The 15279-nt window shown below is 61.2% G+C and carries 6 protein-coding genes and 1 tRNA gene; 1 reads left to right on the top strand and 6 read right to left on the bottom strand.

Annotated elements, in window-relative coordinates; translation table 11 throughout:
• Positions 1-4 precede the first annotated feature (4 nt).
• From U0S50_RS13370 to U0S50_RS13380, 3 genes are all read right to left on the bottom strand, one after another.
• Positions 5-889 (bottom strand): type II secretion system protein N, encoded by an 885-nt coding sequence (locus U0S50_RS13370; protein ID WP_322309249.1) that lies wholly within the window; start codon positions 887-889, stop codon positions 5-7.
• Between the two features lie 155 nt (positions 890-1044).
• Positions 1045-3741, bottom strand: coding sequence for a TonB-dependent receptor domain-containing protein (locus U0S50_RS13375; protein ID WP_322309250.1), 2697 nt, complete (start codon positions 3739-3741; stop codon positions 1045-1047).
• 79 nt (positions 3742-3820) lie between these two features.
• Positions 3821-5386, bottom strand: a complete 1566-nt coding sequence (locus tag U0S50_RS13380; protein WP_322309251.1) for a hypothetical protein — start codon at positions 5384-5386, stop codon at positions 3821-3823.
• Positions 5387-5696: 310 nt separating this feature from the next.
• Here U0S50_RS13380 and U0S50_RS13385 point away from each other — a divergent pair.
• Positions 5697-5783, top strand: a tRNA-Leu gene (locus U0S50_RS13385).
• A gap of 285 nt (positions 5784-6068) precedes the next feature.
• Here U0S50_RS13385 and U0S50_RS13390 read toward each other — a convergent pair.
• The 3 genes from U0S50_RS13390 to U0S50_RS13400 form a co-directional block, all read right to left on the bottom strand.
• The gene (locus tag U0S50_RS13390; protein WP_322309270.1) at positions 6069-12371 is read right to left on the bottom strand and encodes an autotransporter-associated beta strand repeat-containing protein; all 6303 of its coding nucleotides are present in this window, start codon (positions 12369-12371) and stop codon (positions 6069-6071) included.
• The gene (locus tag U0S50_RS13395) at positions 12274-13227 is read right to left on the bottom strand and encodes a hypothetical protein (protein WP_322309252.1); all 954 of its coding nucleotides are present in this window, start codon (positions 13225-13227) and stop codon (positions 12274-12276) included. The genes U0S50_RS13390 and U0S50_RS13395 overlap by 98 nt, the downstream gene beginning before the upstream one ends.
• Positions 13228-13484: 257 nt before the next feature.
• A complete protein-coding gene (locus U0S50_RS13400; RefSeq protein WP_322309253.1) occupies positions 13485-15041 on the bottom strand; it encodes an amidohydrolase family protein in 1557 nt (518 codons plus the stop codon).
• Positions 15042-15279: the final 238 nt, after the last annotated feature.

The raw sequence follows: 15279 nt of genomic DNA on the forward strand, positions 1-15279 counted from the left end.
GACTCTATTGTTTGGACAGAAAAATGGCGACGGGAACCGTGCTGGCACCCCGTTCGACCTCGAGCGAAATGCGAGCGCCAGGCGTGATCTGGCCCGCCAGCGCGGCAGCATCGCCCGCCGAACCAATGGGGCGCCCATTCACGCCGCGAATGACGTCGCCGGGACGCAGCCCGGCGGCCCTGAAGGTTGCGCCGTCTCCCTGTGGCTGGACAACCAATCCGGTAACGCGACCATTTTCGGTTCGCGGCGCAAAGCCCACACCGGCTTTGACCGCCGCAGGCGACAATTCGCCGCTATCACCTGCACTGCCAGCGGCAGCCGATCCGATCTCCGGCGTTGGCGCGGGCAGCGACGACACGGGCGTCGCTACGGGCGCCTCGCCGCTCTGATCGAGGAACAGACTTTCACGCGCGCCTCCGCGATCGAGCAGCACATGGTCGAAGGCGATCCCGGCGAGCGTCACACCCGGAGCGATTTCATCGCCCACGGCATAGCTCGACTGAACACCATCATCGGCAGCGATAATCGCCGATCCGCCACCCGTCGCTTCGTTCAGATTGATGCCAAAAAGCGTCAGGCCAAGTGCAGTCACATTGGCATTTGCCGCGCTCTGCGCCGCCCCGCGGAAAAAAGGATCAAGACCAACAAACAAGGCACGCCGTTCCGCCGGAGACGCAATGATGGCGGCTTGCGGTTGCCAGGCACCGAGCGGCGACAATGGAACGATCAACGTCCAAAGCAGTCGAACCGATTGCCAAATGAGCAGCGCGCCCAGCAGCAGCACCAACAGAAACGGACCAGCGTCACGCGGCGAACGGCGCGCAGCGCGAAGCCAGCCGGGCAGCGCACGCGGCATCCTTACGGCCGATCCGGACATCAGCGTCGCCATGAAATCTCTTTATCCCCCAACTGAAGCCGTCGTCCCGAATCGCCTAGAGGCAATCGATGACAATCAGTTGACCGGAAGATTACAGTTTTTTGGCAGCCGAGCGAGTCCGGGCGCCATTTGAGGCTCCTCCCCTATCGGGAAGGAGCCTTGCGGGTTCAGAATTTCATCGATGCGCCGAGAGAGAAAGTTCGACCCAGCTTGTAGCGGTTGAAATAGATGCGATTATCACCCGCCTCCTGCACTTCCTTATAAGTGCGGCCGGTCAGGTTCCGCGCTTCGAACTTCAATTCGACTTCCCGGCCCAGCATGGTCAAGCCTTGGCGGGCAACGAAGTCGATCTGGACGCCCGGCTTTTCCTTAAGATCGGGCTGCCCGGACGGTCCGCGACTCGTGACACGCGGACTGGCATAGGTGATCAGCAGTGTTTGCTGTGACAGCTTGTCCTGATCTTCCAGTCCGAACTGGACGTTGACCAAGTGATCCGACTGGCCGGTCAGGGGCGCGCCATCAAAAAAGAAGTTCGACGCATCCTGTACAACGCCGTTGATAACGGTGGTATCGTTAGCCCCCACTCTAATCTTCGATTTGGTGAACGTGTAGTTGCCGATCACGACAAAGCGGCGACTTTGCCAGAACCCGGCGTCGGAGAGCGTGTCGAGCGGAAAATATTTCTGTACCTCAAACTCGGCGCCGTAAAGCGTCGCCTTGGGCGCATTGGCATAGCTGGAGTTGATCGCCGAATCGGATACCGAGGTATATGCCTCGATAGGCTTGTCGATGGACTTGTAAAAGACAGCGGCGGTCAGGCGCTGGTCGCGGCCAAAATACCATTCATATCGACCCTCCGCGTTCCACAACTCGCTGTCGCCGAGCGACGGGTTGCCGCGGAACAACCGGTTCGATTCAGGGTCCTGATAGATTTGCGCAACCAACTCGCGAAACTGCGGACGCGCGATCGTCTTCGACCCGCTGACACGCAATTGCATATCTGGCGCCATTTCCCAGGTCAGCGTGACCGCTGGCAGCCAATAATCATTGGCAAGGTTCGTCGGCACGATCGATGACGCACCAGTATTGAACAGGTCGATCGGCGAGACAGTCTGTTTCGCGTCCTCATATCGCACACCAGCGTTGACGTTGATGCCAGCAGCCAATTCCGCTTGCAACTGCGCATAACCCGCATGGGTGCGCAGCTTGGCATCGAAGGCAGCCGTCCCGTCCTGCGCCGATGTTTCGATCAGCGTGATGTCGTAAAGCTGTATCGTCGCATCCGACAATAGATAATCGGGCCGCAACTGCTGCACGGCAATCGGCAGGTTCGAAGCCCGGAACAGAAAGGATCTGCGCTCTGACACGCGATGGGTGTCGCTATAGGCATAGCCGATGGTTGCGGAGACGCGCGGCGCGATTTCATAGGACAGGTCAATCCCGCCGGACCACAGATCCTCGTTCAGGTCGGAAAAGGCGATGGAAGCATCACCGCGACTGCCGCCGAGGTCGTTGACGAAGCGATCGCCGACCGGATCCTGAGCGAGCGGCAAATTTGTTCGGACATAGGTAAAGCTGCGCTCATAAGGCGCTTCGCGCTGCGAATTGGCATAGCCTCCACGCAGATCGAGCTTCAAGGCGTCGAACTTGAATTCGCCCACGAACTGCGTGTTGATCAGTTGGCGCTCGTACCAGGCGGTGTCCTGCTTCATAATGTCGCGATCAGACTGGTTCCGGTCGGTACCGAGCGCCAGTCGCGCCTGCTTCAACGTGTCGCGGATATAGAGATTGGTCCAGCGCAACTTGTGATCGCCAAGCTCCAACCCGAACCCCAAAAGGCCGTTCACAACGACGCGGTTGTCAGTAACGACACGGTTATAGCTGGTTTGCGGATCACCGGACAGATCCTGGTTCAGCGAGGTCTGTTGCAACGTGTCGCGTGTCCGCCACTTGTTGCTGATACCTGCAGTGGCGATGATGCCAAGTTCGCCATTGGGAAGCTGGATAGTGGTTCCGCCGGTCACGCCCGCCGACCAGTTGATGGGAATATGATTGTTCTGCTGAAGCAGCGTGGTCGGAGCGTTCACCAGTTCCGTCTGGATCGCTTCCAGATCGTCCTGACTGAAATCGGCGCCTTCGAGAATCGGCTTTCCGCTGTTCAGAGCCGCCTTCAACAACGGCGGAACATCGCGGGTACCATCATCAAACCCGGTCCAGTCGGCATCGCCGCCATAATAGGTATAGCCGAGCTCGTTCGTCGTTTCGCTGTCCCAGCCAACTCCGCCAGAAAATGTTAAGAAGCTTTCACGCGGGGTCGCCTTGGTGGTCAGGTTGATGACACCGCCACCGAATTCGCCCGGAAAGTTCACCGAATAGCTTTTCTGCACCAAGGTCGAATCGATCACATTGGTCGGAAAGATGTCGAGCGGGACGACGCGCTTCAACGGCTCTGGGCTGGGCAGGGGCGAACCGTTCAGCAGCGCCAGCGAATAGCGATCACCAAGACCGCGAACATAGACAAAGCCTCCACCCACGACGCTGAGACCGGTAACGCGCTGAAGCGATCCTGAAATATCGCCTTCGCCGGTACGGGCGATATCCGCCGAGGACAGCACCGAGACCACTTCGGGGGTCGCCCGCACGACGTTGGGCGTGTAACGACCGGTGACGACGATTTCCTGGTTGGCACCGCCAGGAATCGAAACGTCGGCCTCCTCTTCCACAACTGCAGCGTCATCGGCTGCAGCGCCCTGCCCTTGAATGTCGTCGGCCGCGGTGGGCTCGGCATTCTGGGCAAGCGCCGCAGGCGCAACAAGTGCAGAACTGAGAAGGAGCAGACTGGTGAGGATCGGCCGCTTGGTCATGGTGGGTTGTCCCTGAAAATATGCAGATGAGGAGCGGGCCGCCACATGACCTGCCCGCTCCCCGGGGGATCGCTGGCGATCAGGTAGTCGGCAGGGCCGAGCAGGATCCGCTAGTGCTGCCGAAGCTCGCGGTCGCCGAACTGCAGGTCCAGCCCTGATACCAAGTGTCATTGGCGTCACGAACGGCGCCGACATAAGCGGTGGTGTCGAAGAAGGCGTTCAGCGTCTTGGCATTGAACGGCGCGTAACCCGTTTCGGTGGCGCCATTGACGAACAGGTTCGTCAGGCTGGACACATAGTTTGAACGATTGTTCGTACCGCCTTCAAAAATCGCCTGCACTTCGGCATCGCTGACGCCGTTCGAGCCGCGGAAGGGCGTTGCATTGCACTGCATCGAAACCGAATAGAATTTCGGCGGCCCCGCTTCGTCGGCACCGGTGGTCTGGGTGGTCGTGGCGCTGTCGACGCGAAGGCAGCGCGTCCCGGTCACGATAAGACCATTGGCGAAGGTATAGTCGGCGCCGCCGCGGATACGGATCGCGGCACCATTGCCGGCCGCACTGTTGCGGTGGATGAAGGTGAAGTTCGAAATCGTGACATTCTGACGCGGCACCGCGTTTTCATTGCCGTCCGAATCGATTTCCATCATCGAATCGCCAACCGCGCCGCCGGCCCGCTGGACGCCAATCACATATTGGATATTGCCCTTGTACCCGACATCGGTGTCGAGCGTATCATCCTCATTGCCCGTCAGCACCAGATGCTTGAAATTCGGACGGCCACCAAAAACCTCGATCCCGTCATCGGAACTGTTATGGATCTGGATATGGTCGAGTTGGGTGTTCGAGCCGACGCCCGACGGGGTAAGGCCTTGCAACTCCTTGTCCGCGCTAAGGACGAAACCCGAATAGCGGATCTGGACATAGGACATACGCCCCGAATTATCGCCCGGCTGTGCGCCACCATACAGGGCGTTGGATGTACCCTCCGTATCGCGCTCGCACGCTGCGGTGCCCTCTGCGGCCCCCGGCGCCAGACAGTCGGTGATCGGCGCACGGCCGAGCAGAACGACGCCGCCCCAAAGCTGCGAGGTCTGGTCGCCGGCCGAACCGACGACATTGCCGCGCCCCGTAAAGATGATCGGCTGGGTCGGCGTACCGACGGCATCAATCTTGTTACCGCGATTGACGACCAGATAAGACACGCCCGTCGAACCAAAAATGATGACGCCCGGGTCGATCGTGAGCGTTACGTCGGTGTTGGTGCTCGTCGCGCCTTGGTCGGTGCCAACATCGACACGCCCTGGCAGCGAATAGATTACGCCGGCAACCTTCGGAATTGCGGTCGAGGCCGTGAAGCGCGACGGGAAAGCACAGTTGCGCCACGTTCCCTCGGGGCCGGTGATCGTACCGAGGTCAGTAAACTGCGCCGTCGACGGGCCGGCAATCGTCGGACAATTGGCAGCCGGAGTCACGCCCGTCGGTGTTGGCGTGGGCGTCGGGGTCGGCGTGGGTGTGGGGGTCGGCGTGGGAATGACAATCGTCCCTTCACCCGGCGACGCGACGCCGTCAGCCCCGCAGGCCGCCAGAATGGTACAGGCCACGCCGCTGAGCATGACCAAACGAACGCGCGCAAAAGCCGCCATGAAAATCTCCGTTCCCGGTGTGCGCCGTCGGCGCTGCTGAAAATCACCGGCGAGCAAGGAAGGCTCGACCGCCCCGCCCCCGGTGACGCCGCCACTAGGATGATTCGATGACGGTCTGACGGTAGAGCAATGACAGTTGGATGACGCTTATGAGTCCATTCAATGACATGAGGCCCGGTGGACAGCGCCGGGAGCGTCCCTGATAGCACCGCGAAAATAAATGCTACAAAGGGCGCTTGCATCCCCCGAACCGCTTTGCTAATCGCCCGCTCCTACCCGGTGCCGGACCCGTTCGGCCCCATCATGATGTGCGGTCGTGGCGGAACTGGTAGACGCGCAACGTTGAGGTCGTTGTGGCCGAAAGGCCGTGGAAGTTCGAGTCTTCTCGACCGCACCATCATCCGTGAAATTCTCCGGATGATTCATGATTTTGGCACCACAAGATGCGGATGAGCCATATAGGCCACGCCCGCTTTCAAGATATCGTCTCAGCAGACCGAGATTGGCTAGCTGACGCCAACACCATAGCCCGACAAGTAAAACTTTTCCGACAAATGGAAAGGCGCTCCCCTCCCCCGATCGGTCGATTGGGGGAGACGAGGTCAGACATATTACGCCGGAGAGTATCCCATTCGTTCTCCGGCGTTTGCCATCGCGTCAAGGTGTGGGGGACAAACCTACGTCAAAAGGCCCAGGTAAAGGCCGCGCGGCCTGTGTGCGAGACCGCCCTGCTCGCGACGTCCCCATTGTAGGAGATATCAATCCGGGCGCGGTCGGACAGGGCGACGTTGATGCCGATATCCGCCGCGAACGCATCGCGTGCGATCGGTGCACCAGCGATTACGAACGGCGACGAGCCCACAAACCGGCTACTCGCGACCGGCAAGCGATCGTCAAACGCATGCCGCCAACCGGCCGAAAGCTTCAATCCAGCATTGATCGTCCCTAACGAGAAGTGCTGGTCCAGCCGGGCGCCGATCGTGGAAACGGCGGTCGACATCTTGCTGCGCGCAACGCGAAGCGCGGCAACGCCGCCGGTTTCGTTCATCGCCTCGCCTTCGACCCAGACTCGGGCGATCTGCGCAAAGGGCTCAAGCTGCAGCGCACCGAAATCAAGCCGGTAACCAATCTCCGCAAAGGCCTGAGTAGTCGAGGCATCGAAACGACCGGTCGTGACATCACCGAAGCTCGAGAAGGCGATCCGGCGCGTGACATCAGCATCATGCCAGCCGAACGCATAACCCGCCCGCAAACCGAGCGCGCCCATGTCCGCGCCGACATAGGCCCCGACATGATAGCTCTTGATATCCGCTTCGGAAGCAGCGGCATGAACAGTTCCGTCGCCCTGCTGATAACCGCCGAAGGCGCCGAGTTGAACCGTTTCGTCGGCTATAGCGTCGACTCCCATCAGGAATCCGCCTGAATCCTGCTTGAAGCGGCGTGCGTTACCGTCGCCATCGAGATGCCCGCGCGATCCCATCGCCTGCATCCAGTAACGAACGCCGGGTTCGGCGTCGGCCGCCGCGCCGAACTGCTGCATTCGTTCGAGCGCCGCACCGCGCACAAACCGGCTGTCCTGTACAAAGCCGGACAGGAGCGAGGGGTAGATTTCGCCCGAGAGCAGATCGAATGCGAGCCGAGCCCCGCCGTCATCGAGGACAAGCACCGTTTCAAACAGCGGATTGCCAAAGCGTAGTTGTTCCACCCCGCTCGCCACTCCGCGCTGGTTCGTCGTGACGGCAATATCGGAAAAACTGATGTCATTGCGTTCGAGCGTCAATGTCACCGAATTCGGGCCATATCCAAGTTTCGGATCGAGGAACGCAAAGTGCGACGACACATCCGCGAAGGCACCCTCGATGCCGCCAGCGGCCGTCAGGATCGTGTAAATCGTCTGCGGCCGGTAGTTCCCGTCCAGACCGATGTGCACCACCGATCCGCCGTTCAGGATTGCCCGGCCCGTCGCGGCGATCAGGTCGGTTGCGGATCCGGTCGGATCGACCTCGACTTCATAGGTTGACCCCGCCGCGAAAACGATGTCGCCGTTGACGTTGAGCGTGCCAATCGAATTGCCGGGAGCGATTGTGGCGCCATTCGCCAGCGTGACGCTGCCGACCGTTCCGCTTCCCGACAGGCGGGCCCCAGCCGCCACCGCAAGCGCCGACTGCGCAAGCGAACCATTGACGGTCAATTCGCCGCCGAGCAGGCGAGTCTGGCCCGAAAAGGCCGAGTTTCCGGTCAGCGTCAGTCTTCCCGCACCGGTTTTTTCCAGCACGCCAGAACCGCTGATCTGGCTCGCATAGCTGCCAGCGGCAGCCTGCGCGAATTCGACGGTACCGTCAGCGCGAATCGTGTTCGCGCCGAAGGAGGTCGTATCACCGCGTAGGCGACCGTTCGAAACCACCATACCGCCGGTCAGACCGTTGGCGGCGCTGAGTACGGTCGTGCCGCTGCCCGCCTGAACAAGCACGCCCGCACCCGACAGGGCGTTGGTCAGCGCATAGACATCGCTGCGATCGATGATCAGGGTGCCACCCACTTCGATCGGGCCGCTGACGCTCCCCGTGGTACCACCATCACCAAGGCGCAGCGAACCTTCGGAAATAACCGTGCCACCGCCATGGCCGCTCGCGCCGGTCAGGGTCAGCGTGCCGGCACCCGTTTTCACGAGCCGTCCGTTACCCCCAATCGTACCGACGAAAGTCGACGACGAGGCATTGCCGACCGTGAGCGTGGTTCCAGCGTTGGTTCCAGTGACGATCGACCCGGCTCCGCCAAGCATCCCGATCGTCGTGGAAAACCCGCCAAGATCAAAGCTGCCGGCGGCGGTCTGGGTCAGCGCTGCGATACCCGTCGTCACACCGGTCAAAGCAATGGCGCCGCTATTGTCGACGCTGCCGTTGAGTTGACCCGCGAGCGCCACCAACCCGCTGTTGTTGAGCCCGCCATTGATTATGCCGGTCGATGCCAAGGAACCGCTGTTGACGAGGGACGCATTAACCGTTCCCGCATTCACGAACCCCGCGCTGTTCGTGACCCCGGCACCGCCAATCTGGCCGGTCGAACCGATATGCAGCACGCCCTGCGTGACGCTGGTCGAGCCCGTATAAACATTGACGCCATTTAGCGTCAGGGTGCCGGTTCCGGTCTTGGTCAGGCCACCTGCCCCGGAAATAACGCCCGCGAAACTGGTGCTGCCGTTGCCGCTGCCGACAGCTAACGTCGCACCGCCCAATTGAACGACACCCGCGCCGCTGAGGCTGCCGAGGCTGGTATCGAAACCCGCGAGATTGACGCTGCCCGCGGCCGTCTGGCTCAGAGCGGTGACGCCGGTTGTCGCACCGGTCAACATTATCGAGCCGGTGTTGCCGATATTGCCGTTCAGCTGCCCCGCGATCGCTGCCGAGCCGCTGTTCGTCAGTGCGCCATTCACAATTCCCGTCGATGTCAACGAGCCGCTGTTGTTGATGCTGGCATTGACTACCCCGGCATTGACCAGATTAGCGGCATTGACGAGGCCAGCGCCGCCGATCGAACCCGATGCTGCGATCTGAAGCGTGCCTTCCGATATCGTCGTGACCCCGGCGTAGCTGCTCGCCCCGCCCATCAAGAGCGTTCCCGCTCCCGTCTTGGTCAGACCACCATTGCCGGAGATGCCAACGTTGACGCTCGCCAAGTCGGCATCAACCTTGATTACCGAGAAGCCCCCGGTCGTTGCGAGCCCGCCGCCGACGCCCGTCTGAAGCGTATAACCGTTGGTTTCAAATCGCAGTTCCTGAAAGGTCTGCACCCCCTCGACCGTGACCGCGCCGCCGCTGGCGCCGCCGAACACCGCGACCTGGCTTTGCCACGCATCATTCACTGCAAAGCCGTTCTGCGCGGTCCAGTTGGTTCCGCCCGCGCTCCACACGCCAGCGCCGCCATTCCCGCTCGTCGCGCCGCTGGCGCCCGTCATATCGGTGCCGTCCCAATATTGGACCCGCTGCGCCGAACCGTCGCCGAGCAGAAGATTCACCTGACCGCCGATGTTGGTCAGGATCGTCGGGGTGTAGCCCCCGGCAATCGAGCCAATGGCGAGCCCGTTATCGGTGAGCGTCCCCCCATAGTTGAAGAGGCGGTAATAGCCGGGACCGTAACCGGCGCCGAAGCCGGTCGTATTGAGCGTACCATCGAGCGTCAGATTGCCGCCGACAACGATCAGATCGTTGTTCGGCCCGCCGACCACGCCGGATTCGCCAAGTTCAAAATTCAGGATCGTCGCAGCGCCAAGGGTCAAATTCCCCCCGATCGTCAACGTGCCAGGACTGTTCCCCGGCGCGAGCGTACCCGCCTGCGCATCGACATCGCCCCAAAAAGTGCCGCTGCCGCCGAGCGTGCCGGAGGCGCCGACGACGATCCGCGCGCTATTCGCGACCGTATCGCCAAAACTGCCGTCGATCGCGAGGCGACCGGCATCGACAAATATACTCCCCGTAAATACCTGCGCCGGCGCATTGTTACCCGCCAACACCAGCGAACCGAGCCCCGATTGCCGAATCGTGCCGGAACCTGTGATCACGGCGCCAACCAACAGATCGTCGCCGCGGTCAAAAACAAGATTGCCTGCGGACGCCAGCGAAACCGGTCCGGCGATGGACCCGGCCGTTCCGCCGTTCCCGATCCGGAGCGTGCCAGCGTTGACGCTCGTGCCACCGGCATAGCTGTTGGCGCCGGTCAGAGTGAACATACCGGAACCGGTTTTGACCAGCCTGCCCGTGCCAAGGGCATCGCCGACGATGGTACCGGCGAACAGCGTATCCTGGCCATTCCCGCCGGTAGTCAGCACCATACTGTCGGAGATGCGAACGACGCCCGCGTTTCCGCTCAGCGACCCGATCGCTTCGCTCGACTGGATACCGAACAGACCGCTGCTCATGATGACGGCCGAAGAATCCGAAATGGCCGAGCCGCCCGCCACCAGCAAGGTGCCCTCGACAATCCGCGTTGCGCCGGAAAAACTGTTGCCGCTGCCCGAAAGCAGGACCGTCCCGCTGCCATCCTTGGTAAAGTCGGAAAGCCCCGTGATGGGGCCCTGAACGCGCGTCAGCCCTGCCCCCCCGATCGTGAGCGCATTGCCGTTACCGATCATCGCGGCAAGGTCGAATTCGCCCGAATCGCTGTTGATCCGGGTGTCCGATGCCAGCGTGACCACGCCGCCCAGCGAGTTGACGCCCGACCGGTTGCGGATCGCACCACCATTGGATACGCCGCCCCCCCCGACCGTCACTGCCTCCGAAAGGTTTATGCTCCCTTCGATTTCAAGTGCCGCGCCGCTCGCTATGTTCGTCCCGGCGGCGGTCGCGCCCAACGCCGCGCCATGCCGGACGTTCAAAACCCCCGATTGAATGTTCGTAATGCCGGTATGACTGTTGGCACCTGCGAGTGTCAGCGTGCCCGTGCCATTTTTGGTCAATGACGCAACGCCGCTGATCGCCGCATTGGCGGTCACGCGTCCCGTGCCACCGATCGCAAGGTCAAATCCGTTACCGATAAACGCTCCGCCCAGCACCAGTTCATCGCCGCCCGGTGCCGCATTGCCAGCGGCGGTGATGAGCGTATCCGACTGCAGGGTGATGGCACCGTTGACCGTATTCCGGCCCGCAACATTGCGTAGCGCGCCGCCATTGGCGATGCCGGTGCCGTTCAGCGACAAGGGTTCCGCGATGGTAATGCTGTCCCGAAGCTCGAGCGCGCCGCCGGATTGCACGACCGTTTGGCCCGCGGTCGTTCCAAGGGCGCCGCCGTTGCGGATGTTGAGCACGGCGCCGGCATCGATCCGGGTTGTACCGGAATAGCTGTTCGCTCCGCTGAGGGTCAACTGTCCGGTCGTCAATTCAAGGTTGCCGGTACCGCTGATTGCGCTTGATATCTCATGGCTGCCGCCCCGGCTTACCCGCAGCACCGCATTGTTGATGACGGCGCCCGTGCCGAGCGCTCCGGTGCTGCCACCGTCTCCGACCCGCAACACGCCGGCACTGATCGTTGTGGTGCCATTGTAAGTGTTCGCGCCCGTCAGCGTCAGCGTACCTGTGCCAGTCTTCACGAGAGAGCCGACGGAACCACCATCCTCGATCACACCCGCATAGGTCGTCGAACCATTGTTGTTGCCGACCGAAAGCGTCGCCCCCGAGACCAGCTCAACATTCCCAGTGCCCGTCAGCGATCCAATTGTTTCCGAATTGGCGAGCTCGAGGTTGCCGGTTCCATTCACCGTCACCGCCACACTATTGGCCACGGACGCACCGCCGACCAACCGAAGCGTTCCGGAATTGACCGTGACCGGCGCATTCAGATTGATATTGCCCAAGGTGAGGAAGCCAAATCCGTTCTGAGTCAGCGAAGCGATGCCACTGATCGGCGCATTGGCGGTCACGCGGCCCGTGCCGTCGATCGTAAGATCGAATCCGTTACCAATGAACGACCCGCCCAACACGAGTTCGTCGGTACCCAGCGCCGCATTACCAGCCGCCGTGATGAGCGTATCCGACTGCAGGGTGATGGCGCCGCTGACCGTATTCCGGCCCGCAACATTGCGCAGCGCGCCGCCATTGTTGACGCCGGTGCCATTCAGCAACAGGGACTCGGCGATGGTCATGTTGCCCTGGAACTCCAGCGCGCCGCCGGATTGCACGACCGTTTGGCCCGCTACCGTCCCAAGCCCGCTGGCGTTGCGGACGTTAAGCACGCCACCCGCATCGATCCGGGTCGTACCGGAATAGCTGTTCGCTCCGCTGAGAATCAGTCGTGCGGTGGTAAGTTCAAGGTTACCGGTGCCACTGATTGCGCTTGATATCTCATAGGTACCGCCCCGGCTTACCCGCAGCACCGCGTTGTTGATGACGGCACCGCTACCGAGCGCCCCGGAGTTGCTCCCATTGCCGATCTGCAGCACGCCGGCACTTATCGTCGTCGTGCCATTGTAAGTGTTCGCGCCCGTTAGCGTCAGCGTGCCGGTGCCGACCTTGACGAGGTCCACCGTCATGCCAGGATTTTGCCCAATCCGCCCAGAAAACACCGTCGAAAGGTTCAGTCCCCCCCACAGTCAATTGCTGATTGGCGATCGCACCGTTTGCACTGATCGCCTGAACTCTACCGTCGCCACTCAGGGCACCCACTGTCGCGGTGCCGTCGTTCGTTTCGAGCGAAAGTATCCCGCCGTCCATCATGACGTGAGCCATGGTTGCGTTCGCCTGCTGCGCGATCTGCATGAAGCCGTTGCCGACGCGGATATTTGTCTGCGTTCCAACGATGTCGCTAGCGTTCGCGAGTTGAAGCGTGGTCGAGCCCTGCACGGCACCGTCGATGTTGATCGTCTGAATGGCGCCTGATTGATTGTTGATGCCCGCCCCGAACAGGCTCAGGAACGCCCGCACATTGATTGTGCGCGCTGGTGCACCGGCGTCGAATCGCACGCCGGCTGCCGGCACGTTACTGGAGATCGTGATGTTTGTCGGAGCGCCATTATTCTGAAAAACAGCCGTTTCGCTAGCAGAATCGGCTGCATCGCTGCCGCTCCAATTGGCAGCCGACGTCCAATCGGTGCCGGGACCTGCATAAACGCGATCCTGCCCCCAGGCAGGCGCGGCAGAAACCGCCAATGACATGCCGGCAGCAAAAAAAGTCGCCGTTCGCAGATTATATTTCCGCAGCGAACGGTCCGACGGGCAACGGCGACGATCATGGGTCTCCGTGGCGGCAGGAGCCTGTGCGATTGCACCAGAAGACGGCTTGTCAGCCAAGCTTGCGAGCACAGCCATCGGCACGCCGACAGGCGCGCGGTTTTCCAGTGCATTGATCGGCACGTCCGTTCCCCCTTGAACTTATTAAGTTTTCACGCAACGACCCTGCTTTTTCGTTGCCATCGCATGCCCGCCAAAGCAAGCCAAAGCTCCGCCCAAATTAACCTTTCCAGGAGAGCATCCACGCGGAAACCGCGCCACACAGCAACTCGCCGGAGAAGGCAAGGACACCGGATGCATTGTTCCAGCACGCGAATCTTCCAAACCATCGCCACCCGAAAAGTTGCGCGGCGATGCGCCCTTCAGCCCCATCCGTCAGATCAGGATTCCGGCTCAGCCCTTGGGGCACAATGAGCAGCGACATCGACTGTTCGAGCCGCTTGATTTGCCTGCGCGACCTCGGCGAGCATTCGATCGAGATCACCTCGCCGAAAAAGCCGCCCGACCACGAACACATCGCTCACGCGGCTTGTATGCGATATATCGACCAGTGGATCGGCGTCGAGCAAGACCAGATCTGCCGCGTAGCCCGGCACAATACGGCCGACAGGTTTGCCAAGCCATTCACCGGGGGCTGCGGTCGCACTATGCAAGGCCTGTCGCGCACTGAGACCGCTGGCAACAAGAGCCTGAAGCTCCTGATGCAGCGATTTCCCGGGTACGAGGATCGGGGTTCCGACGTCAGTACCCGCCAGAATCGTTGCGCCATTTCGGGAAAGCGCAGCAGCCAAGACACGGACCGCTTCGACATAGGTGGTCCACCAGCGCTTGACGGCGGCGGAACGGGCTGGGTCAGCGGCCTCGTCCGGCGCTAGCCCATATATGTTCTCACCGGAAAGCCAGCCAGGCGTAAGCAATGTGCCTTCTATCTGACCGGGATCGACATATCGCAGGTCAAGGTCGCAGAGCGCGGGGGCAAGCGCGAATTTCTGAACCGGAATGCTATCCATCAAGGCGATCGATGACCCCACGGCGATCCGCGCTTCGCGAATATCCCGCGCAACATCGTCGGCCCGGCGCCTGACGTAAGCGAGAAATCGATCGCCTTCGTCCGGCCCGTACCCGCCATATTCATTGATCAGTGCCTTCGTCACCTCCTCCACATGGGACAGTTCACGTTGCCCGCTCGAAAGCATATCCTTCAGCGTGCTGTCCTTGTGAAGGTGGCCTATCGGATCGAGGTTGCGTTCTTTCGCAGCAGCGAGAACCGCGCGATGAACCTCCGGCGTGGTAAATCCGCCGATCTTGATCGCGTCATATCCCTGCTCAGCCAATCGCAGCGCGACGCTGTCGGCATCCGCCGGATCGGCAATGTTGATACGGGTCCGCGTCCAAGCGGTAAATATGCCATGGAAACCGGCATCACCGTATATCTTCCGCGACGCGACGTACATATGCGGACCGGCAGCGCCCGCTCGCGTGGCTTGCCGCATCTCCAGCGACGCACGACTGCCTCCCATCTCACGGACATAGGTCACGCCATGCGCCAACAAGACGAGCAGATCGTTCGATCTGCGCTCCAGGTGGACATGACTATCGATCAGCCCCGGAATCAGATATTTCCCTCGGCCATCCAGAACCTTCGCCCCATCCGGCACGCCCAACCCTTCACGCGCAGCGCCGATACGCGCAATCTTGCCATCGCGTATCAGGACGAACCGTGACGGCAACATCGTTGCGCCATCTTCAGACAGTATCGCGACATTCTCTATCAATATGGGGCCACCCTCCCCGATGAATGCCGCGCGATCGACCGCGCGTGTCAGACCGCCGTAGTAGCGCGCTTTCTGATACTCCACGAAGGCAAAGGCTCCAAGTGCGAGTATCGTCAAGAACAACGCGCCCAAAGCAAGTTTTCGTGACATCTTCTGCAACATCTTCACCGCCCCCTTTTCCGTTTTCCCAGAATAACGCACGACAATCAGGACAAGATCAACCGATCGACAGGAAGGCGCGATATTAATTGGGAGTCAAGCCGTGCTTGGCGTTAGGGTCAGGACCCATTGATTTGCGGTGACGGCTGTGATTCAGGCTTGGGGTGAGGAGCCTGAATGATGAGTGATTTGTATTGGCTGACGGACGAGCAGATGGCGCGTCTTCAGCCGTATTTTCCGA

The organism is Sphingopyxis sp. (assembly GCF_034380315.1).
GTDB lineage: Bacteria > Pseudomonadota > Alphaproteobacteria > Sphingomonadales > Sphingomonadaceae > Sphingopyxis.